At 44.4% G+C, this 20,871-nt stretch carries 19 protein-coding genes and 2 tRNA genes; 11 read left to right on the top strand and 10 right to left on the bottom strand.

Annotated elements, in window-relative coordinates; genetic code table 11:
- The first annotated feature begins 8 nt into the window (after positions 1–8).
- The 4 genes from fdx to KFK88_RS10705 all read left to right on the top strand — a co-directional run bounded on the left by fdx (position 9) and on the right by KFK88_RS10705 (position 1,027).
- The gene (fdx, locus tag KFK88_RS10720) at positions 9–347 is read left to right on the top strand and encodes an ISC system 2Fe-2S type ferredoxin (protein WP_223579501.1); all 339 of its coding nucleotides are present in this window, start codon (positions 9–11) and stop codon (positions 345–347) included.
- A 22-nt stretch (positions 348–369) separates the two neighbouring features.
- Positions 370–570 (top strand): Fe-S cluster assembly protein IscX, encoded by a 201-nt coding sequence (gene iscX, locus KFK88_RS10715; protein WP_223579498.1) that lies wholly within the window; start codon positions 370–372, stop codon positions 568–570.
- A 123-nt stretch (positions 571–693) separates the two neighbouring features.
- A tRNA-Lys gene (locus tag KFK88_RS10710) sits at positions 694–769 on the top strand.
- A gap of 182 nt (positions 770–951) precedes the next feature.
- Positions 952–1,027: transfer RNA gene (locus KFK88_RS10705), tRNA-Lys, on the top strand.
- A 75-nt stretch (positions 1,028–1,102) separates the two neighbouring features.
- Here the strand turns inward: KFK88_RS10705 and KFK88_RS10700 are convergent.
- Positions 1,103–1,813, bottom strand: coding sequence for a helix-turn-helix domain-containing protein (locus tag KFK88_RS10700; protein WP_223579495.1), 711 nt, complete (start codon positions 1,811–1,813; stop codon positions 1,103–1,105).
- 411 nt (positions 1,814–2,224) lie between these two features.
- On the opposite strand from KFK88_RS10700, the gene KFK88_RS10695 reads away from it, so the two are divergent.
- Positions 2,225–2,845: a hypothetical protein gene (locus KFK88_RS10695; protein ID WP_223579491.1), complete on the top strand. Its 621-nt coding sequence runs from the start codon at positions 2,225–2,227 to the stop codon at positions 2,843–2,845.
- Positions 2,846–2,940: 95 nt separating this feature from the next.
- Here KFK88_RS10695 and KFK88_RS10690 read toward each other — a convergent pair whose 3' ends face one another.
- From KFK88_RS10690 to KFK88_RS10670, 5 genes are all read right to left on the bottom strand, one after another.
- Positions 2,941–4,227: a glutamate-5-semialdehyde dehydrogenase gene (locus tag KFK88_RS10690; protein WP_223579489.1), complete on the bottom strand. Its 1,287-nt coding sequence runs from the start codon at positions 4,225–4,227 to the stop codon at positions 2,941–2,943.
- 31 nt (positions 4,228–4,258) lie between these two features.
- Positions 4,259–5,068, bottom strand: a complete 810-nt coding sequence (gene proB / locus KFK88_RS10685) for a glutamate 5-kinase (protein WP_223579487.1) — start codon at positions 5,066–5,068, stop codon at positions 4,259–4,261.
- A 59-nt stretch (positions 5,069–5,127) separates the two neighbouring features.
- Positions 5,128–5,265 carry a hypothetical protein gene (locus KFK88_RS10680; RefSeq protein WP_223579485.1) on the bottom strand — a complete coding sequence of 46 codons (138 nt, stop codon included), beginning with the start codon at positions 5,263–5,265 and terminating at the stop codon, positions 5,128–5,130.
- A 187-nt stretch (positions 5,266–5,452) separates the two neighbouring features.
- A complete protein-coding gene (proB, locus tag KFK88_RS10675; protein ID WP_223579482.1) occupies positions 5,453–6,280 on the bottom strand; it encodes a glutamate 5-kinase in 828 nt (275 codons plus the stop codon).
- A 371-nt stretch (positions 6,281–6,651) separates the two neighbouring features.
- On the bottom strand, positions 6,652–8,766 hold the full coding sequence (locus KFK88_RS10670; RefSeq protein WP_223579480.1) for a prolyl oligopeptidase family serine peptidase: 2,115 nt from the start codon (positions 8,764–8,766) through the stop codon (positions 6,652–6,654).
- Between the two features lie 245 nt (positions 8,767–9,011).
- On the opposite strand from KFK88_RS10670, the gene KFK88_RS10665 reads away from it, so the two are divergent.
- Positions 9,012–9,635: a hypothetical protein gene (locus tag KFK88_RS10665; protein ID WP_223579477.1), complete on the top strand. Its 624-nt coding sequence runs from the start codon at positions 9,012–9,014 to the stop codon at positions 9,633–9,635.
- 72 nt (positions 9,636–9,707) lie between these two features.
- Positions 9,708–11,105, top strand: a complete 1,398-nt coding sequence (locus tag KFK88_RS10660) for a tetratricopeptide repeat protein (protein ID WP_223579475.1) — start codon at positions 9,708–9,710, stop codon at positions 11,103–11,105.
- A gap of 67 nt (positions 11,106–11,172) precedes the next feature.
- Here the strand turns inward: KFK88_RS10660 and KFK88_RS10655 are convergent, their stop codons facing one another.
- From KFK88_RS10655 to pdhA, 3 genes are read right to left on the bottom strand one after another with little or no spacing between them, the layout of a single operon-like run.
- Positions 11,173–12,930 (bottom strand): 2-oxo acid dehydrogenase subunit E2, encoded by a 1,758-nt coding sequence (locus tag KFK88_RS10655; RefSeq protein ID WP_223579472.1) that lies wholly within the window; start codon positions 12,928–12,930, stop codon positions 11,173–11,175.
- Entirely contained in the window at positions 12,927–13,907 is a 981-nt protein-coding gene (locus tag KFK88_RS10650) for an alpha-ketoacid dehydrogenase subunit beta (protein ID WP_223579469.1), read from the bottom strand. Before KFK88_RS10650 ends, KFK88_RS10655 begins: the two co-directional genes overlap by 4 nt.
- Positions 13,907–14,983 (bottom strand): pyruvate dehydrogenase (acetyl-transferring) E1 component subunit alpha, encoded by a 1,077-nt coding sequence (gene pdhA, locus KFK88_RS10645; RefSeq protein ID WP_223579466.1) that lies wholly within the window; start codon positions 14,981–14,983, stop codon positions 13,907–13,909. The genes KFK88_RS10650 and pdhA overlap by 1 nt, the downstream gene beginning before the upstream one ends.
- 362 nt (positions 14,984–15,345) lie before the next feature.
- Here pdhA and KFK88_RS10640 point away from each other — a divergent pair, with 362 nt between their 5' ends.
- Both KFK88_RS10640 and KFK88_RS10635 read left to right on the top strand, forming a co-directional pair.
- Positions 15,346–15,948 (top strand): putative metal-binding motif-containing protein, encoded by a 603-nt coding sequence (locus KFK88_RS10640; protein WP_223579463.1) that lies wholly within the window; start codon positions 15,346–15,348, stop codon positions 15,946–15,948.
- A gap of 11 nt (positions 15,949–15,959) precedes the next feature.
- The gene (locus tag KFK88_RS10635; RefSeq protein WP_223579460.1) at positions 15,960–16,634 is read left to right on the top strand and encodes a MopE-related protein; all 675 of its coding nucleotides are present in this window, start codon (positions 15,960–15,962) and stop codon (positions 16,632–16,634) included.
- 396 nt (positions 16,635–17,030) lie between these two features.
- Here KFK88_RS10635 and KFK88_RS10630 read toward each other — a convergent pair whose 3' ends face one another.
- Positions 17,031–17,396 (bottom strand): hypothetical protein, encoded by a 366-nt coding sequence (locus tag KFK88_RS10630; protein ID WP_223579457.1) that lies wholly within the window; start codon positions 17,394–17,396, stop codon positions 17,031–17,033.
- A 258-nt stretch (positions 17,397–17,654) separates the two neighbouring features.
- On the opposite strand from KFK88_RS10630, the gene KFK88_RS10625 reads away from it, so the two are divergent.
- Both KFK88_RS10625 and pepN read left to right on the top strand, forming a co-directional pair.
- Positions 17,655–17,858, top strand: coding sequence for a hypothetical protein (locus tag KFK88_RS10625; protein ID WP_223579454.1), 204 nt, complete (start codon positions 17,655–17,657; stop codon positions 17,856–17,858).
- A gap of 270 nt (positions 17,859–18,128) precedes the next feature.
- Positions 18,129–20,822 carry an aminopeptidase N gene (gene pepN, locus KFK88_RS10620; protein ID WP_223579451.1) on the top strand — a complete coding sequence of 898 codons (2,694 nt, stop codon included), beginning with the start codon at positions 18,129–18,131 and terminating at the stop codon, positions 20,820–20,822.
- The last annotated feature ends 49 nt before the right edge of the window (positions 20,823–20,871 follow it).

Here is a 20,871-nt window from a genome sequence, read left to right as displayed (position 1 = left end):
GTAAATACATGCCAAAAGTGATCTTTTTACCTCACGAAGAGTTATGTCCTGAGGGCGCTGAAGTTGAAGCCGAGAAAGGGCAGTCAGTGCTTGATGTTGCACTCGACAATAAAATTTTTATCGAGCATGCGTGTGAAATGTCTTGTGCTTGCACAACCTGTCACGTAGTGGTTCGAGAAGGGTTTGACTCGCTAGAAGAGAGCGATGAGCTAGAAGATGATATGCTAGATAAAGCATGGGGCTTAGAGCCAGAATCTCGCTTAAGCTGCCAGGCGATAGTCGAAGATGATGACTTAGTGGTAGAAATCCCTAAGTACACGATCAACCAGGTTTCAGAGCGCCACTAGGCGCATTCGCTAGGAGTTCATTATGGGCCTAAAGTGGACAGATAGTTTAGACATAGCCATTGAGCTTTATGAAAAATACCCAGAGCAAGATCCCACGAGAATCAATTTTATGGATTTACGGGATAAAGTGATTGCTTTGGAAGAGTTTGATGATGATCCCAAGCGCAGCGGCGAACGTATCCTAGAAGCCATTCAAGCGGCTTGGATAGAAGAAGCTGAATAGGCATATCGAAAGCAATAAAAAGCTTAAAAAATCGCGTATAAAGGTTGTATTTTTTGTAAAAAACAGTATTATACGCGTCTCACCAGAAACGGTGAGCTTGGCTAGAAAGATAGCCAAATCAATGGGTTGCTAGCTCAGTCGGTAGAGCATCTGACTTTTAATCAGGTGGTCACAGGTTCGATTCCTGTGCAACCCACCATATTCATCTCTTCGGAGAGCACAAAGCCGCATAGCGAAAGCTAAGCGGTTTTTTTGTGTGTGATTGATAATCTCTATAGCGCTATAAAAAATTATTACAGATTTATGGCGTTAAAGGGTTGTCTTTTTGGCTAAAGAAGGTATTATACGCGCCATCAAATGAGGCGTTGCCTTGATTGATTTGGGTTGCTAGCTCAGTCGGTAGAGCATCTGACTTTTAATCAGGTGGTCACAGGTTCGATTCCTGTGCAACCCACCATATTCATCTCTTCGGAGAGCACAAAGCCGCATAGCGAAAGCTGCGCGGCTTTTTTGTATCTGGATGGCCCCAATCTTAAGATTGCTTGTCTATTCGATAGAACCGCGCTTCGACAATTAAGCCAAGAACTCCCAAGGTCGCAAGAAATACGGCGAATATTAAGAAGATATTGTTGGCTGTGCTTCGTTTATCTTCTAAACGTTTTGCGTGATAATTCCTATAACCAACGTCAAGCTTTTCATAGATCTCACTTCCTTGGTAATTGATCGTAATGAACGTCTTTGCAGCTGTGTTCATAGCAGAGCGGGGGTTACCAGTAAATTTGAGCTGGCACTCTTGGACACTTTTATCTTTGCTGCAATGCGCTATTTCTTCCTCAAAATAAACGCCGGGAGAAAAGTACTCCCACTGCTTATTACTTGAAAGTAGCTCTAGATGCGCAATAAAGAAAAAGAGTACTGCGACTAAGATAAACGTCGAGCAGACGATCACAGCGGCTTTACGTTTGCCTTTAGCCACTTCGTGCTTGCTATTGGTCGCATTGGCGATGATCGGGATGTGCATCAGCTTTTGGCGGACATAATCCTTATCCAAGTCTTTAATCATATCGTCTGGCGTAATTTCATAAGCGGTACACAGCTTATCGAAAATCTCGACGGAAGGAATGCTTCTATCGTTCTCTAGCTTTGATAGATAGGATTGTTCAATCCCCAGCTTTTGAGCAAATTCAGGCTGTGTCCAACCGCTAGTTGAACGTAATGAACGTAGCTTTTCACCAAGTGTCATTATTGTGTCTCCATGTGATTAATTGACGCTATTATTGTTTTCAAAAGCCCAAGGAATAACCAGATGAATTGATTGGAATAACTAGGAATATACAGGAATGTTTAGGAATTTGAAGGGGTTATGCCGTTTTGTCATTCTCGCGTAGGCGGGAATCTCTTGTAACACCCTGTTTCGCCACTCGGCGAGATACTTTCTCTTGATGAGCAAGAGAAAGTAACCAAAGATAAGCTCATCCCTGACGTTAGATGTTTCGCATTTCCCTCGTTCTTAAAAGTTACTCACGCGCCGCTAAACGAAACATCCCTGTTCCATCTTAGCTAAATTAGGCTTCCTGCTTCGAACCTACGCTTGCTTGAGAGTGTGCGGGAACATGGGTATATTGTGTGTGATAAAAATAATAGAGGGATGTCCATGTATATAGAAAAAATCAGCTCTGGCGAAAGGTTTACTTTTGATAAAGTGAAGGTGTGGTCTGAAGAGAGTCATATAGATTTTGAAAAAATCAAATCTGTGGAGAAGGTAGAAAGTACTCAAGTAGAGGTTTTTTTCAAGGTCAAATTAGAAGAGGGAGAGCTGTTTTTTAAAGCTGGGAATAAGGAGTTCTCAGCATTTTACGGAAATTACCTCTCATTCAATGAAAAGCCTAGAAATAGAAGTGGCGTTGACGATACTACAAAAAATTCTGGTTGCTTAGTTGCTGTCATTGTAGTCGTATTTGTACTGGCTGGGTTTTATTTAGGCTATATTATTAATAACGGTGACTTCTCAAAAAGTGTGAATTGTACTGAGCAAGATGCTATTACCTTTGCCAGAATGTATGTTGAAGATAATCTAAAAAGTCCTAAAAGTGCAGACTTTCCGTTTATTTCTGAGTTTACTGTTACAAAAGTTAGTAAGTGTGAGTTTATGGTTAACTCTTATGTGGATGCCCAGAATAGTTTTGGGGCTACTGTAAGAAGCCGATTTTCTGCAACTGTAAAACAAGGTAAACATAGAGACGATTGGGTTCTTGTTAGCCTTCAATTTTACTAATAAAAAAGCCGCGGATTTGACTCCGCGGCTTTGAGTATAGGGCTTGGTAGAACCCTATTGCTCGAACGCTTTGTAATAATTAATAGTGCTGTTTATTAATAGTGCTTTGCTTGGCCTTGGCCTGTCACTACATACTTTTCAGTAGTCAGCTGTACAAGACCCATAGGACCATAGGCGTGTAGCTTACTGGTTGAGATACCAATTTCTGCACCTAGACCAAGTTCGCCACCGTCTGAGAAGCGTGATGAAGCGTTAACCATCACAACAGACGAGTTGATGCGTTTAACGAATTCGTTACCGCGGTCAATGTCTTTAGTGACAATGACTTCGGTGTGGCTTGAACTGTGATTTTGGATGTGTTCGATAGCTGCTTCGTAGCTGTCTACCTGCTTCACACTCATGGCTAAGCTCAAGTATTCGTTATGATAATCTTCGTCGCTAGCAACTTCTGAGTTATCCAGTTTGCTGGCAGAGTCTTTGTCTGCTTTAAACTGGATGCCGAATTCGTTGCCTAGAGCGTTGACACGCTTTAGGAATTCGTCAGCGATGTCTTTGTGAATCACTAAGCTTTCTAGCGAGTTACAGACGCCTGGACGCGATACCTTGCCGTCTTTCAGTAGTTTCTCAGCTTTGTCTAGGTCAGCATACTTGTCGACGTATAAGTGGCACACGCCTTTAAAGTGCTGAATCACGGGAATCTTACTGTTATCCGTTACGGCTTGAATCAAGCGCTCGCCACCACGTGGGATCACGAGATCAATCGTGTCACGGAACTGGAGTAGGTGATTCACTGCTGAGTGACTTTGCGAAGGCACGATGCAGACCATTTCTTTGCTGAAGCCACACGATTCAATCGCTTGGTGCCAGCAGTCGATAATGGCGTTGTTTGAGTGCCATGCTTCTTTACCGCCACGCAGGATAACGACGTTACCAGACTTTAGCGTTAGTGCCGCAGCTTCTACTGCTACGTTTGGACGCGCTTCATAAATCATCAGCACGACGCCTAAAGGGATACGCATTTTGGCGACACGGATACCGTTCGGACGTAATGTGCTTTCACCCATCTCACCGACAGGGTCCGCAAGGTTCATCACGTTGTGCAGTGCGCTAACCATGCCGTCGACACGTTCTTCATCAAGTAATAGACGGTCAACCATAGCGTCTGACAAGTCGTTTTCTTTGGCGTACTCAATGTCTTTTTTGTTCGCTTCAAGAATTTGTGCTTGGTTGGTCTTCAGCTGTTTTGCCATCGCAGCAAGCACATCGTTCTTTTGGCTACTTGATAATGTGGCAAGAGTCTTCGCGGCTTCTTTCGCGCGAAGTGTTAAATCATAAAGCTCTTGCTGTTCTTGATTTTCAAAACTGTTCTCTTTCATGTTCATATTATCTCCTATGAAAAATCCTACAAATCTCCTAAGCGACGTCTGCTTTCTTGTCTTCAGCTGTGTTGCGAATCAATGTACCTGGGTTTTGGTTATTGAATAGACGCATGTAACTTTCGTTTGTACCGTTACAGATGATCGTATCAATACCGTTTTCCGAGGCGAATTTCGCAGCTTTTAGCTTGGTGCGCATACCACCAGTACCTTGTGCGCTGGTGCTTTGCTTACCCATAGCCAGAGCTTCGTCGCTGATTCCTTCGAATTGATTGACGAGTTCGGCGTCGGGATTAACTTTTGGGTTGTCGTCGTAGACACCATCAATGTCACTACAGATAATCAGTAGATCGGCATTGGTGAGTGTGGCTACCTGTGCAACGAGGTTGTCGTTGTCACCAACCGTCAGTTCTTCCGTCGCTACCGTATCGTTTTCGTTCACAATCGGTAGGGCGCCAAGTTCTTCAAGTGTCTTGAATGTGTTGCGTGCATTTTGTGCGCGCTCAGGATTTTTAATATCGGCTGAAGTTAGTAATACCTGGGCTACAACATCATCAAAGAAACGCTGCCAGTGAGCGACGACCATTGACTGACCGACCGCTGCTAGCGGTTGCTTTTCTTTACGAGTGAGCTCGTCGTAGTCAGGCTTTAGAAGATTAAAACCTGCTGCTACTGCACCAGAAGACACTAGCGTGACTTGTTTGCCAGCTTTGCGACACTTTCTTACGAAATGCGCAATTGGCAAGCAGTATTCCGCTGAGCAAGAGTGACCATCCGGCGCGATAAGCGCTGAGCCAACTTTTACGACGATGTTGTTGTAATTACCAAATTCAATATGTTCGAGCATGAAAAGACCTTTCTATTTTAAAGGATTAATGTATGACGAGTTAAAAGTGACGTGGCGTGCTAGAACACGTTACCCAAGCGCGGGGCTTGTTTGCTAATCTTAGACATAACACGACTTGGCTGGCTGGAAATGCCTGCCGTGGAAAGTGTCGCTATGTCGATTCGATTAATGTTAAGCACGGTTTGCATTATTAACATAGAGATCCTTATGTCAAATCTGACTCCAAAAAAATCTAAGAGACGCTCTAAGCGCCGCTTAGCGCCGTTTTACCCATATAACTGGGGGGTATGTTGCTTGAGTTGAACCTACCTCAACTCTGAATCTCGTGTTATCTCAGCGATTTAACACAATTTTAAAAATAACGATAAATAACAGTAACTTATACTATGGATAAGTATTTCTAATGCGGGCTGCGTTTTCACGGTCTAGTGGCTTATCAGAAACCACCCAGGTTCCTGCACATTGGTCCTGTAACAAGGGCAAATAAGCTTCTGTTTTACCATTGCATATCACCGTGTCGATGCCATGATTTTGCGCCAGTTGTGCCGCTAATAGCTTGGTAAGCATACCGCCAGTGGCTTGTGGGTTATGACTATTTTGCCCTAGGCTTAAGACGCTTTCGTCGATCGTATCTATCGTGTTGATCAGTTTGGCTTGAGGGTTAAGGTGCGGATTGTCGGTAAAAACACCATCCACATCGCTACAAATAATCAGCAGATCGGCATTGATAAGGCAGGCAACTTGAGCCGCCAAGCGATCATTGTCACCAAACTTCAGCTCTTCTATGGCAACGGTATCGTTTTCATTAACGATCGGCAGCACACGATGTTGATGTAATGTGTTGAGTGTTCGATGAGCATTAGCTGAGCGCGAGTGGTTTTGCATATCCGCGGCTGTGAGTAAGACTTGTGCTACATGGTTATCAAAAAAACGTTGCCAATGATTAATAACCTTAGATTGGCCTACGGCGGCTAGCGCTTGCTTTTCGTCAAGACTTAGAGTGTCATTCTGTGGTCTGAGTGTGTTAAAACCAGCCGCCACAGCGCCTGAACTGACAAGCGTAATTCGTTTTTCTAAACTTTCGCACTTCTTGATAAAGTTTGCCAGCGGTAAGCAGTACTGCGTTGAGCAGGACATCCCATCGGGTGCAATCAGTGCTGAGCCGACTTTTATGACGATGTTTTGGTACTGTTCAAAATTGAATGTTTCCATAAATTATCCTTTGATTTCATGATCTCTATAAACAAAAAAGCCCGCGAAGCGAGGCTTGCGGGCTTTGTAAATTCTTATGTTGTCGTAAGTTAAGTCGTGATTCCGGTGTCTATATACTTACGAAACATGGGCGTGCGCAAACCTTCCTGATTCTGTAGAGAATAGGGGATGGGCTGACCGGGAAGGGCAGTTGTTGCTTTACAGTTTGCGTTAATAAAATGATGCATTGCTTAAATATCCTATAAGCTAAGAAATTTGGCAATGAATATTTGGTTATATGCAGGCTGGTAGGCTCAGTTATTTATTTATCAGTATAAGGCTGTAAATCAAAAAAAGGCGCCATCAGGCGCCTTTTTTGAAGTTGTTAGATATTAATCCATCAACTGATCAGCAAGGTAAGTGTAAATTAAAGCATTTAACTTAGCCGACTGTTCGTTGTTTGCTGCACCGCCATGGCCACCTTCAGTATTTTCATAATAAAGAAGGTCATGACCTTGGTTCATCATTTTCGCAACCATTTTACGAGCGTGACCTGGATGAACTCGGTCATCACGCGTTGAGGTCGTGAAGAAGATTTTTGGGTAATCAACGTCTTTGTGAACGTTGTGATACGGCGAGTAGGTTTTAATGTAGTTCCACTCGTCTTCGTTGTCTGGATTACCGTATTCGCCCATCCAGCTTGCGCCTGCTAGTAGCTGATTAAAACGCTTCATGTCCAATAAAGGAACTTGGCAAACTACAGCTTCATACAAGTCCGGACGCATAGTCGCAACAGTACCGACTAACAAACCACCGTTACTACCGCCTCGAATACCAAGATGCTTGTTGTCAGTGACTTTGGTTTCAATCAAGTGCTCAGCGACGGTAATAAAATCGTTGAATGCAATATGACGATTTTTCTTAAGCGCTGCCTGGTGCCACGCAGGGCCGTACTCACCACCACCACGGATATTGGCTAGCGCATAAACACCGCCTTGCTCTAACCAGTCAATACCGACTGTCGCCGAGTAGCTAGGGCGCAATGACACTTCAAAGCCACCGTAACCATAGAGTAGCGTAGGGTTTTTACCATCAAGCTCGGTGTCTTTCGCCATGATTAGGAAGTAAGGCACTTTAGTACCGTCTTTAGCCTCTGCAAATTTCTGCTCAACTTTATAAGGAGATGCGTCGAAGAAAGCTGGCAAGCTTTTCAAGACACTCGCAGAATCTTTTGCTGCATCAAAGTAATACAGGCTGCTTGGCGTTAGGAAGTTCTGATAATTAATGAAGAAGTTATTGTGTTCATCGCTAGTACCAGTAACTGATAGGGTGCCTAGGTCTGGCATATCGATCTTTTCATGCGACCATTTTCCACCCTTAAATGTATAACGGTACAATTCACTGCTGACGTCTTTTAAAGTGGTAATCAACACATGGTCTTTGGTGCTCGAAACGCTAGCGATAGAAGTACGGGCATCTGGAACAAGCACTTCTGTGAAGTTTTTCTTGCCTGCAACGAAGTCATCCATAGAAATAGAAAGTAGTGATGCTTGCTTGTACGTTTTATCGCCTACGGTCCAATCTGATTTAAGCTCTAGCAATAATTGGCCGTTGATCACGCCGCTGAAGCTACTGTCTTTCGGGCGGTCCAGTTTTTTCAAACCATCATCAGTGACCAAGAAAATTTCTGAAGTGTAAAAATCTAGACCTTGGTAGATAATTTTGTATTTATCGTCACCATCGTGAGAAACCATGGCGCCAATCCAAACGTTTTCTTTTTCACCCTCAAAAACCGTTTTGGCTTTTTCGATAGGCTGGCCACGCTTCCAAGTTTTAACAATACGCGGATAGCCTGAGTCCGTCATGCTGCCTTCACCAAAATCTGTGCCGACATACAGGGTGTCTTTATCAATCCAGCTTAAACTGCTTTTCGCTTCTGGGAGTTGGAAGCCATCTTTTACGAAACTTTTCGACTCAATATCGAACTCACGAACCACTGTCGCATCAGCGCCACCGCGTGATAAGTTAATTAAGCAGCGATCATAAGTCGGGTATAAGCAGTTAGAGCCTTTATAGACCCAGTTTTCATCTTCTTTTTCCGCTAACTCATCAAGGTTTAAGATGATTTCCCACTCAGGGTCTTCTTTTTGGTATTCCTCTAGCGTAGTTCGACGCCATAAACCACGAGGGTTTTCATCATCACGCCAGAAGTTATAGAAGTAATCACCCATTTGACCGACGTAAGGAATACGTTCGTCTGAGTTGTATACTTCCAAGTTCTTTTCATATAGTTCTTTGTACAGAGGCTTTGACATTAAGTAGCCGAGTGACTTTTCATTTTGCTCTTCGACCCAATTCAAAGCTTTTTCGCCTTCAACCTCTTCTAACCAAATGTAAGGATCATCGACTTTAGATGTTTTTTGCGTATCTTTCGCCATGCTTTGTGTCATAACCCCCACCGACGCAACCGAGCCAATAACAAGGCTCGCTATCAGTCTTTTGTTCATACAATGACTCCATTTTGTTAATTAACCGACTGAGAATAGCAAAGGCTACGAGGTAGCGCTAGGATTGAAATGTGTAGAAATATTACAGCTCCTACAGGTGAAATTTGTCAGGTTTAAAGTGGACGAACACCATCATGCAGGTGCGAAATTTGAACTGGTTCTCGTTTTCGGTATTATGTAAAGGGGAAAAAATACATAAAAGGTGGGTTCTTAATTAAAACCACCTAACACCAGAGGGAATAATTATGGATTCGTTACTAAGAACAATACTGGCTTCAATATTAGTGGGTGGCATGATGTTTTCAGTGGTATCTGCTAGTGATAAAGGCGCGATTGACTTACCCAACGCGGATACCGTTCAAAAGCACGTACGAGCATTACTTAAAGCCGCATCGAATAACTTTAAGGGCATCAAAGGAGATTTGGTGAGAAGCCGTGAACGCAAAGAGATAGCGGGAGGCATCTATCCAGCCCTATCAGAGTACCAGTCAACTTACTCTTTAGGAAAGGGACAAGCAAAGATAGAGCATATTAAAGTTAGGGATAATGGGTATTATGATTACCACAGTTATAGTGCCTCCCACATAACCTTCAACGGGGATGATCGCTGTAGCTTGTCTTGTATGTTAGAAGCCCGCAGAAAGAAGCAAGCTGAACAAACTCCGGCCAAAAAGATTTCTGACGCAATAGATGGGACCTATGTCGGTAACTGGAATAAAACAGTAAAGAAAGAACAACTGTCAGTCATTTATGAGTGGAAGGAGTGCTTAGGAAAGCGAGGAAAGAGAGTACTCCTCGTGGATTCTACCAAAGCTGCCGGTGGAAAGATTAGACTGAAAGTGGGAAACTATTCTAAGTCCTGCCCTTAAGTGTGTTTCTTTGGCCAAGCTAACCAGGCAATCACAACGTCAGTTGGATGCTTCATCCAATAAGGAAACTCAATGAAACTACTACAGTCTATCGCTGTAATTATTATGCTATTGGGGCTCTCTAGCGCCGAAGCATCTTCAAAGTCAGAAAAATTCTTAAATCAAGCCAAACAAGCGTGGGAAAATAAAAGTTATCAAAAAGCGATTAACTTGTTTGAGCAGTCCGTCCAGTGGGGATCCAATGAGGGGCGTGATTATTTGATTAATATTTATAGCAGTAAAGAGTTTTATGACCCCAAAAAAGTCGCTCGATTAATCAAGCCACTTGCTATGCTTGGTGAAATGAGTGAGACGCAAAAGAATATAACTAAGTTTGCGCCCTACCAGTACCAACTCGCAGAAATGTATCTAACAGGGCAGGGCGTCAAGAAGGATATACAAAAGTCCATTAAGTGGCATAAATTTGCTGCCAGAGCTTTACCTCAAAGCGCTATGCGTTTAGGCCTGTTTTATTTAGAGCCAAGCCTAGGCATTCAGAATTTTGAAGAGTCATACAAATGGTCAAAACAAGCGTTGAGTCAAAGCGCCAAGAGCGATACGAATAAATTGGTTCTGAGTATTAGTGGCTTTTTGCAGAAGTACAACAAGACACAGCATGCAGCTGAACTTCTAGCCATTTATAACTCACAAGGCATTAACAGCCACGTTAACGATGTTGCGCGCCAGGCTATATCAACGTCCGAAACCCTTGCGATAAAAAAGGAAGACTCAGGTTTCCTGCTTGCTTTAGCCGAACTATACCGTTTGGGCTTATGGGTGGATGGCGGGCATGACCGTATGACTTATTTACTGGAAATGTCAGCTGATTTAGGGAATGTTGATGCCATGTATCAGTACGGAATAGCCTTGATGGGACAAGATGAAGCTCCGCGCGGTCATCGTTATATGAGAATGGCGTCACTTGAAGGGCATTATCAAGCGCCGATTCGTGTTGCCGAAAATTACTACTATGGTCATGGCGTAAAGAAAAGTCTTAAACACGCCATTGATTGGGCTGAGTACGCGATCAATGAAGGCATCGAGCAAGGAAAGCTAAAGTGGTTTGAGTGGATGATCAATAAGTATGACGCGAACTCTCGCTGGCGGTATGTCTCTAAATCTGACAGTAATGCCAAGATTTATTACGCGCCAGAGTGGTTCCGGCCAACAAATAATCAGTCTCTTCGCATGGTGGTTATTAAAGAGGATTTCACGGCTGTATCTGGCCGCAGTCAGAAGTATGACCAAGCGATACTAGGCACACTAATGTATTGCTCAACTAAAAAGTATAAAGTCGCACGATATAAACTTTATAGCGGCTCGTCGGTGTACAACGAAAAGAACGTTGAGAAAGGTGAGGCTAGCGATAAGTGGAGAACGATTAGGTCGAATGATATTTATAACAGTATTTATAAAGATATTTGCAAGTAAAGGGGCCTAATAAGAAAAAAGCGCGGTTTTCATACCGCGCTTTTTTATTTAATAGCTCGAAATAATATTACTGAGCTTTCTGCAGATCTTCCATTACAGCTGCTAGGAAGCGAGCTGCTTCACCACCAGTACAGGCGCGGTGATCGAAGGTTAGCGACAATGGCAGCATTTTTGCGTTAGTGATGCCTTTATCGGTTAACTTCAGTTCATTACGGAAGCGGCCAGTGCCTAGAATCGCTACCTGTGGTGGCGATACGACTGGTGTGCCGTAACGGCCAGCGATTGAACCAAAGTTCGACAGGGTGATCGTTGCGTTTTGCTGATCGTCCTGCTTAAGAGATTTTGTTTCAATCTTTTGGCGAAGATCCTGAACGCGTGCGCGAACATCAGTCATGCTCATGCGATCGGCATTGTGTACTACTGGTACGTATAAGCCGTCGCCAGAATCTACTGCGATACCAACATTAACGTTAGGGTGCAATAGACGCTCAAACTTCTCGCCATCGAACCAAGCGTTGACTGCTGGTACGGCTTTTGCTGCGGTAACCAATGCGCGAACATAACGCGCTAATGAGTCAGTCCCTTTTGGCCATGCTGAAATATCCACATCTTCAACCAATGTCGTTGGAACAACAGTTGAGTGTGAGTGGGCCATGCCCATCGCCATCGCTCGGCGAACGCCACGAACCGTTTCAGGTTTTACTTCAACGTTCAACGTTGGCAAGCCACCAGTGCTTGATGGCGTGCTTGACGTTGTTGAGCTTGTTGATGACTGAGCTGATTGGCTAGAAGCTGGCGCAGAACTGCCTTTAGAGGCATTTTCCACGTCATCACGCGTAATCGAACCTTTGCGGCCAGACGCTTGGCAGTTGCCCAAGTCAACACCAAGCTTACGAGCTAATGCGCGTACTGCTGGTGATGCTTTGTAAGCAAGAGGATTACTAGTGTCGAATCCTGACTCTTGCTGTGCTACTGGAGCAGCTTCAGCTTTAGCAGCGCCAGTACCGTTTTTCGCTGCTTCACGCACATCTTTTTGCGTGATAGCGCCGTCCTTGCCAGTGCCTTTGACTTGCGTCAGATCAACTTTTAACTTACGAGCTAATGCTTTAACTACTGAGTTTGTCGTTTCAGCAACAACGTTGTTACCAACTTCAACGGCGCCTACAACGGTTCCGCTGTCTGCGCGTTTTTCTTCGCCGGACTCTTTATCAGATGATTTCTTAGGCGCTGCTTTTTTCGAGCCAGAGCCAGAACCACCGAATTCAACTAATGGGTCGCCGGTATTAATTACGTCACCAGCCTGGCCGTATAGCTTGGAAATTTTAGCGGCAAAAGGAGATGGAACTTCAACTACGGCTTTAGCAGTTTCCATTTCAACCATAGGCTGATCTACAGTAACAGTGTCGCCTTCTTTAACTAACCAGCGAACGATTTCTGCGTCCGGTAAACCTTCACCAAGATCAGGAAGCATGAACGTATCGCCGACGACATCGTCAGTAGATGCCTCTGCAGATACTTCTGATTCTGAGCTTTCAGCAGGCGCGCTCTCTTCAGAAGCGCTCTCTTCAGACGAATCGTCTTCGGCTACCGCGCCATCACCAAAGCTGACGAGTAAATCGCCAGTGTTGATTACGTCGCCTTCTTGGCCGTGTAACTTTGCGATACGACCAGCAAAAGGAGAGGGCACTTCGACCACAGCTTTTGCCGTTTCCATTTCAACCATCGGTTGGTCAACAGTCACGGTATCGCCTTCTTTAACTAACCAGCGAACGATTTCCGCATCCGGTAAACCTTCGCCTAAATCGGGTAAATTGAACTGTTTCATTTGTACTCCATAATCGTACGCACTTCGTCAAGAATTCGGTCGACGGTTGGCATATATTGTTTTTCTAAACGATAGTATGGCATAACAGTGTCGTAGCCTGAAACTCGACCAATTGGTGCTAATAGATTTAGTACGCCTTTTTCAGCAATTTCAGCTGCAATTTCCGAGCCAACTGAGCCAGATTTCGGTGCTTCTTGGATGATACAAGCGCGACCAGTCTTCTCAACAGATTCTAAAATCGTATCCATATCAATAGGGCTAACGGTGGCTACGTCGATAACTTCTGCTTCGATACCTTCAGCCGCTAGTTTCTCAGCTGCCTGAAGCGTTTCGTGCATCATTGCGCCCCATGAGATAAGCGTAATGTCGCTACCTTCACGGTCAACGAAACAGGCTTCAAGAGGATATTCTTCGCCGTTATCTTCAACTTCGTGTTTCACGATACGGTAAACACGCTTTGGCTCTAAGAAAATCACCGGGTCAGGATCACGAATCGCTGCCAGCATTAAGCCGTAAGCACGTGATGGGTTAGAAGGAATCACAACCTTCAAGCCAGGAATGTGTGAGAACAAGGCTTCTGTAGACTCAGAGTGGTGCTCAGGCGCGTGGATACCGCCACCATAAGGAGCACGGATAACCATTGGCTGAGTGATACGACCACGAGTACGGTGACGTAAGCGTGCCGCGTGACAGAAGATTTGGTCAACAGCAGGGAAGATAAAGCCCATGAACTGCATTTCAGCGATTGGCTTCATGCCTTGTGCGGCCATACCAACAGCCAAACCAGCAATCATCGATTCAGCTAGAGGCGTATCGATTACGCGCTCTTTACCATACTTCTTTTGTAAGCCGTCGGTCGCACGGAATACACCGCCGTTTTTACCCACGTCTTCACCGAATAGTACCACGTCTTGATCATGCTCAAGCTCATACGCCATCGCTGCATTTACAGCTTCAATTAAAGTAATCGCCGCCATTATTTTGCACCTCTTTTGATAGCCGCTTCGCGCTGAGGCTTGGTTAGTTCAGGAAGTTCTGCATAAAGATGATCGAACATCAATTCAGGCGTTGGCTTCGGAGCAGCTTCATAAGCTTTCACCGCAGCATCAACTTCTTTAGCCACTTCTTCTTTCATCGCTTCTTCGTCTTTATCAGACCAAGCTTTGTTTTTCTCAAGATACTTACGAAGACGAACGAGAGGTTCGTTTTTCCAAGCTTCTTCTTTAACTTTCGGATCGTCATAACGCGACGCATCATCCGCCGTTGTGTGGTCACATAGACGGTAGGTAATGGCTTCAATCACCGTAGGGCCGCCGCCGTTACGTGCTTTTTCTAGCGCGTAATTAGCAACTTCACGAACCGCAACGATATCGTTACCATCAACTTGAATACCTTCTACGCCAGCTGCGATAGCTTTCTGCGCGTAAGTCTCACAAGCGGTTTGGATATCCGTTGGCACTGAAATTGCCCATTGGTTGTTGTTGATGAAGAACACCACGCCAAGGTTCCAAATTCCAGCAACGTTAATACCTTCGTAGAAATCACCCTCCGAAGTACCACCTTCGCCGATTTCAGTCACAACTGCGCGCTTTTGTTTACGCATTTGAATCGCTTTCGCAACGCCAGAGGCGTGAATGATTTGGTTAGCGATTGGAACACAAATAGGAAAGTCTTCTTTGGCTACTGAGTAGTTAGAACCCGCTTCGTCACCACCCCAGTACAGCAAAATCTCTTCCATGGTCACGCCATGCTTTAGAAGACCGCCTGTAGAACGGTAGTATGGAATCAACACATCTTCTTTAGTCATGGCGTCGCCATAACCGATACCGATAGCTTCCTGACCCAATGAAGCAGGGTAGGTACCCATTTTACCAGTACGCTGTAATGCATAAGCTTTGGCATCGAATACACGCAATTTGTACATGTCACGATAAAGCTCACGCATGGTGTTCATGTCTTTAGCAAACTCAGGAATGTCTTTCGCAGGCTTGCCGTTAGCATCAAGATATTGATGATACTCAATCTCGAAAGAAGCAACAGTTGTAGTCGTCAAGGCTACATTCTCCTTTATTGAAGGGGGCTAAATTGATTAGATTACAAAGAGTTATCGTTTGAATCTAACCTATCCCCTAAGGTTCAATCTAATATTTAGCGACGCCGATTGTACGTATTTTTAGCGAATTTGTATAGTGAGATTTACGTTAACGTAAACTGACACTAGTTTTATTGCAGAATAAGCTGGTTTTGATAAGCAAAACTAATGCTAAATGCAGCGAAATACATCCTGCTGAGAGACCTAAGTCTAACGTTTGTCGATGAAATTAGTGTGACAGCTGTATAGGAAGAAGTTATTGGTATGTGGTAAAAATAAGGTCATCCAGAGGAAATTGGAACCATTGTGTAGGGGAACTATTTATGAGTAAAGCATCTTTTCTAGCGACTATTATCGCTATTTCAACCTTCCTTTTATGGCCTCACGTCGGTCAGTCTGCCGAAGAAATTAAAAGCCAACGGATCAAGAGTACTAACACTGTTAAAGCTATTAACCCAAAAGTGCTTAAAGACGTTAAAAAAGTAGGACAAGTTAAAATGCTGTCGAATACTGAGTATCAAAAAAAGCTCAAGGCCCATAACCTAAGAGTTAAATCAACTGCTAAGGGTGTCAATGTCAAGGCGCAAGCGAATACTCGGTTGAAAAGCCAAAATACAGCTTTTGATGAGCTTCTGTGGGACTGCAACGATCGTGACCCTGCTATTAATCCACAGGAAAAAGAAGTCTGTGATGGTAAAGATAATGACTGCAATGGTGATATTGATGATGGTGTCTTGAATACATATTACTTAGATGCTGACTCAGACCTTTGGGGTGACCCATCCAAAGAATATTATGCTTGTGCTAAGCCGCCAGGCTATTCAGATAATGTTGGAGACTGCAATGACAAGAGTCCAACAATACACCCAGGAGCCACTGATATACCCAATAATAACGTCGATGAAAACTGTGACGGTCGGGATTAAGGAGAGCGATCATGAAAACATTAATAACATCATTATTGTCTACAGCCGTTGCTGCAGTCTTATGGTTAGTTGCCACCTTGTTATTCGTGTCGGCTCCTGCTCACGCTGATGCGCAAGATAAAGCGAGACAGTTTTGTAGTGCCTATGAAGAAAAATCAGGTTATGGCTGTCAGGTTGAAAAATGCCGATGTGGTAAAACTGAAACCGAATTAAAGCGCTGGAAACGCAAGATGCGATTTGATATCTGTGCCTGTGTGAATACTAAGGCTTACAATATGTATCTTGAGAAAGCCGAAGCTGAGCAAAACCGAAATCGCTGCAACACCAATGCCGATTGCTCAGATGGTGTTTTTTGTAATGGTGAAGAAGTTTGCCGCACAGACGGGCAGTACCGTGTTAACTCTTCCGCGGGTAATGGGACTTGCGTTCCGGGCGAACCACCATGTGACAGTGGCTTATGCTTTGAGCGAGAGAAAAAGTGCAAGGTTGCTTGTGAAGATAAAGATGGTGATGGTTATGCCGCGATGCATTGTGGCGGTGACGACTGTGATGACAATGATCCAAAACGAAGCCCCGGGAATAAAGAAATTTGTGACTCAAACGGTATTGATGAGGATTGTAATGCCAGAACCGTCGGTGACTTAGATGTCGATGGCGATGGATTTATTTCGATGCAGTGTCGATAAAGTCGTAAGATGGGTTACGACTAGCGTCTAACCCACCCCATTGGCCTAGTCCGTCATTACGAGGAGCATTTTAATGCGACGCGGTAATCTCACATCAATAGATTGCCGCGCGCTATTGTGATAGCGCTCGCAATGACGAAGCTATTAGGTAGGGTGCGCCTTGACGCACCAGGGGCTAAGCTAATTTCAATGGTGCGTTATAACGTACCCTACGTTTACTATACTTAAGTATTGTCATTCTGAACTTGATTCAGAATCTATAAACTTGGGTTTAATTGTCTGATTATTTGTTTTGCTATAGACGTGAAGTGATTATTGTTCATTTTCTACCTGAAGGCACTCCCTTTGGTCCCTTACCGCAAGAGTCAGTGACTTTACTTTACTGGTACCGTAAGCTCAACCCAACCTATGGTCGTTATTATCTGTAACCACTTCAATAGTTCCAGACCTGACATTTTCGGGAATACTTTTACCATCTAGGCTGAAACACTCCAAGCAAATGTGGTGCTTTTCTATAAATACGGTGAAGCCGAGCGTTTGCCCTTGGAATTTACCGACAATCGAAGGTGACTCGCATACAGTTCGGTCAAAAGGAATGCCTTTGTGATAGATCTCCAGGTAATACCCTTCTCCAGTGTGTTTGTATGTAACTTTCTCTGGATTGATCATGGCTTGATGCAGGCTTGAAGCAGGCATCACTTCGCAGCAAAGTGCTTTCACAGCAAATATTTCAAACTTCTCAATAGTAACAAGATTACTCACGTAGGCTTTCCCTTTGAGCTAGCTGAGTAAAGCAAAGTTATAGCGTAAATTGGGCATGGATAGCCCAATTTAGTCAAAACGAGACAGGATGTCGAGTTTGACGGCGCGTTTATTAACTTTGTTGAACGAAGGGAGTGCGAAGCACCTAGCGATAGGGTGGACTTCTCTTTGGTTACTTTCTCTTGTCCACGCAAGAGAAAGTGACTCGCCGAGTGGCGAAACCCACTCTCACTGCTTAATATCCATCTCAAAATAAGCATGACTGGGGCAGAAGGCGAGGCCTTTGACGCAGAGTTGGTCGCATTGTTTCCATTGGCAGGTGTCGTTGGTGATACCGCCGTGATTTTGGACCATGAGTTGGATTTTGAGGTTGGTGGTGTCGAGTTGTTGCCAGTCTTGCTCTGTGGTTATTTTGGCGCAGATGCCGATGTCGTTTTGTTTGGCGATGTCGATGTGCCATAGCTGTTGGCAGATCGGGCAGCGGTTTAGGGTGGCCCAGCGCTGCGGTGCCCATTCGAGTTCTTCTAGGGTGTCGTTAAAAGGGTTGTTTTCGTCATTGCCTACAAAAACATTGGGTAATTCGGCGCATCGGCACATGGTATTGTTATTCCATTGTGTTGTTTTTGCTTTCTTGCGCTATGTTATATCGAATTTATAGCAAGATTGCTACAATCGGACTTTACGTTTATTCGAACCATTATTCCAAAATCAAAAGGTAAAAGTAGCGACCCTATGAGCGATAGTAGCAGTCATCAGGATGGAGCGTCTCAAGAGCAGGCGCCACAGCAGGAAGTTCAGGTCCATTATCGTAGCGATTACAGGCCGTATCCATACGATATCGAGAACGTTCACTTGGCGTTTGATTTAGCGCCAAATGCCACGGTTGTGGATACGACGCTAACGATTCAGCGTAAGGCTGATGCTGATGGTGAAGAACCATTACGTTTGGATGGCGTGGATTTGGAGCTGTTGTTGATTGCTGTGGATGGTAAAGAGTTGGATGAGTCCGAGTATCGTTTGATTGACGATGGGCTAGAGGTTTTAAATCCACCTGCGCGCTTTACGTTAACAACAAAAGTTAAAATATCACCTGATACCAATACCAGTCTTGAAGGCTTGTATTTATCAAGCGGCAAGTACTGTACCCAGTGTGAAGCCGAGGGTTTCCGAAAAATTACCTATTATCCTGACCGTCCTGATGTGATGAGTACTTTCACGGTGCGAATTGAAGCCGATGCAAAAGAATTCCCTCATTTATTGTCGAACGGTAACCGTATTGAGCATGGAGACCTTGAAGACGGCAAGCACTTTGCGGTGTGGGAAGACCCCTATAAAAAACCTAGTTATTTGTTTGCGTTGTGCGCAGGCGACTATGATTTATTGACCAGTAGCTTTAATACCATGACCGGACGTGAAGTACGTCTTGAAATCTACGTCGACAAAGGCAAGCTGGACCAATGTCACCATGCCATGGAGTCGCTCAAAAAGGCCATGAAGTGGGACGAAGAGGTCTTTGGTTTAGAGTATGACCTTGATATCTATATGATTGTGGCAGTGGGCGATTTCAATATGGGGGCCATGGAAAACAAGGGCCTCAACATATTCAACACCAAGTATGTGTTAGCAAGCCAAGATACGGCGACGGATACCGATTTTATTGATGTAGAAGGTGTCATTGGACACGAGTATTTTCACAATTGGACGGGTAACCGCGTGACCTGCCGCGACTGGTTCCAGTTAAGCCTAAAAGAAGGGTTAACAGTTTTCCGTGATCAAGAGTTTACCGGCGATCAAACGGATCATGGCGTAAAGCGCATTGAAGATGTCAAAGTCATACGTTCACACCAGTTCGCCGAAGATGCTGGCCCGATGGCGCATCCGATCCGCCCAGACTCCTACATTGAGATGAATAACTTCTACACGGTGACGGTGTATAACAAAGGTGCGGAAGTTATTCGGATGTACCAGACTTTACTTGGGCGTGATGGCTTTAAGCGCGGTCTGGACGTGTATTTTGAACGGCACGATGGGCAAGCGGTAACGTGCGAAGACTTTGTGCGCTCGATGGAAGATGCCAACAGTTATGACTTAAAACAGTTTAGGCGCTGGTATTCGCAAGCTGGTACTCCAGAAGTCGAAGTCACCAGTGAGTATGATGCGGACAAGCGTCAGCTAAGCTTAAACTTTAAACAGTCTTGTCCAGTAACACCTGGGCAGGAAGAGAAAGAGCCGTTTCACATTCCAGTAAAAGTGGGTCTGATTGATGAGCTGGGTAACGATATTGAGTTGAAAGCGTTGCCAGTTAACGATGCGGACGCTCAAGTTGAAGGTGATATCGTTCACCTTAAAGCTGCAGAGCAAAGCGTGACTTTTGATGATGTGCCTGAAAAAGTGATTCCTTCAATATTAAGGGGATTCTCTGCGCCTGTGAAATTGCGCTACGATTACTCGCTTTCCGAGCTGATCTTTTTATTTGCTCACGACTCTGACTCTTTTAACCGCTGGCAGGCGGGGCAGGAATTATTTAGTCGTGTCATTTTCGACCTGTGTGATCAACTAAACTCGGGTATCGATTTATCGTTTGATGAGTCTGTTATTCGTGCCACAAAGAATTTGCTTGATGATAGTGAGTTAGACGGACAGTTTAAGTCATTGGCATTGACGATTCCTGGAGTCAGTACTTTGCTTGAGCAGGTAGACACTATTGAGATTGATCATTTAATCAAAGCCCGTAACTTCTTAAAGCGTCGCTTGGCCGAAGAGCTTGAGCTAGATTGGCTACTCCATTATCAGACGAATCACCATGTTGGTGATTTTGAGCAGGATAAAGAGTCTGTGGCAAAACGTGCGTTGGCTGGTACTTGCTTGAGTTACTTGATGACCCTTGAAAAAGACAGTGTGTATCAATTAGCACTAAAGCAGCTGGATAATGCTAATAATATGACGGATGCCAGCACCGCTTTACAGCTTATCGTGCATTCCAATTATGCTGATAAGATAAAAGTGGCCGAGGATTTCTACCAGAAGTGGCAAAACGAAGAATTGGTGGTGAATAAGTGGTTGGCAATCATGGCTAGCGACCCGTCGGATGAAACCATTGACAGAATTGAGTCATTGCTGGATCATCCGTCGTTCGAACTTAAAAATCCGAATAAGGTGCGTTCGCTGATCGGAGCCTTTACTGGCGCGAACCCGAGCCAATTTCATCGTGCGGATGGCCGAGGTTATGAGTACTTGGCGCGTCAGATTAAAGCTTTGTACGCAGTGAACCCGCAAGTATCAGCCCGATTAACGGGTGCGTTTAACCGTTGGCGTAAGTTTGATGAAGGGCGTCAGTTGAAGATGAAGCAACAACTGCAAGATATATTAAGCATGCCAGAGTTATCGAAAGATGTGTACGAGATTGCTAGTAAGGCGTTACAGTAGGGCGTGACATATAACTTTAGGTTCCTAGATTTATATAGACAATTAAGAG

It is taken from the genome of Kangiella taiwanensis, from assembly GCF_020005165.1.
GTDB lineage: Bacteria > Pseudomonadota > Gammaproteobacteria > Enterobacterales > Kangiellaceae > Kangiella > Kangiella taiwanensis.
Note: the sequence above shows the minus strand (reverse complement) of the source record. Positions and strands in the feature narration are given on the sequence as shown.

Excerpts from the sequence above, each read along its gene's own strand:
- fdx (WP_223579501.1), top strand. The coding sequence starts at position 9 with ATGCCAAAAGTGATCTTTTTACCTCACGAAGAGTTATGTCCTGAGGGC.
- iscX (WP_223579498.1), top strand. The coding sequence starts at position 370 with ATGGGCCTAAAGTGGACAGATAGTTTAGACATAGCCATTGAGCTTTAT.
- KFK88_RS10700 (WP_223579495.1), bottom strand. The coding sequence starts at position 1,813 with ATGACACTTGGTGAAAAGCTACGTTCATTACGTTCAACTAGCGGTTGG.
- KFK88_RS10695 (WP_223579491.1), top strand. The coding sequence starts at position 2,225 with ATGTATATAGAAAAAATCAGCTCTGGCGAAAGGTTTACTTTTGATAAA.
- KFK88_RS10690 (WP_223579489.1), bottom strand. The coding sequence starts at position 4,227 with ATGAACATGAAAGAGAACAGTTTTGAAAATCAAGAACAGCAAGAGCTT.
- proB (WP_223579487.1), bottom strand. The coding sequence starts at position 5,068 with ATGCTCGAACATATTGAATTTGGTAATTACAACAACATCGTCGTAAAA.
- KFK88_RS10680 (WP_223579485.1), bottom strand. The coding sequence starts at position 5,265 with ATGTTAATAATGCAAACCGTGCTTAACATTAATCGAATCGACATAGCG.
- proB (WP_223579482.1), bottom strand. The coding sequence starts at position 6,280 with ATGGAAACATTCAATTTTGAACAGTACCAAAACATCGTCATAAAAGTC.
- KFK88_RS10670 (WP_223579480.1), bottom strand. The coding sequence starts at position 8,766 with ATGAACAAAAGACTGATAGCGAGCCTTGTTATTGGCTCGGTTGCGTCG.
- KFK88_RS10665 (WP_223579477.1), top strand. The coding sequence starts at position 9,012 with ATGGATTCGTTACTAAGAACAATACTGGCTTCAATATTAGTGGGTGGC.
- KFK88_RS10660 (WP_223579475.1), top strand. The coding sequence starts at position 9,708 with ATGAAACTACTACAGTCTATCGCTGTAATTATTATGCTATTGGGGCTC.
- KFK88_RS10655 (WP_223579472.1), bottom strand. The coding sequence starts at position 12,930 with ATGAAACAGTTCAATTTACCCGATTTAGGCGAAGGTTTACCGGATGCG.
- KFK88_RS10650 (WP_223579469.1), bottom strand. The coding sequence starts at position 13,907 with ATGGCGGCGATTACTTTAATTGAAGCTGTAAATGCAGCGATGGCGTAT.
- KFK88_RS10640 (WP_223579463.1), top strand. The coding sequence starts at position 15,346 with ATGAGTAAAGCATCTTTTCTAGCGACTATTATCGCTATTTCAACCTTC.
- KFK88_RS10635 (WP_223579460.1), top strand. The coding sequence starts at position 15,960 with ATGAAAACATTAATAACATCATTATTGTCTACAGCCGTTGCTGCAGTC.
- KFK88_RS10625 (WP_223579454.1), top strand. The coding sequence starts at position 17,655 with ATGACTGGGGCAGAAGGCGAGGCCTTTGACGCAGAGTTGGTCGCATTG.
- pepN (WP_223579451.1), top strand. The coding sequence starts at position 18,129 with ATGAGCGATAGTAGCAGTCATCAGGATGGAGCGTCTCAAGAGCAGGCG.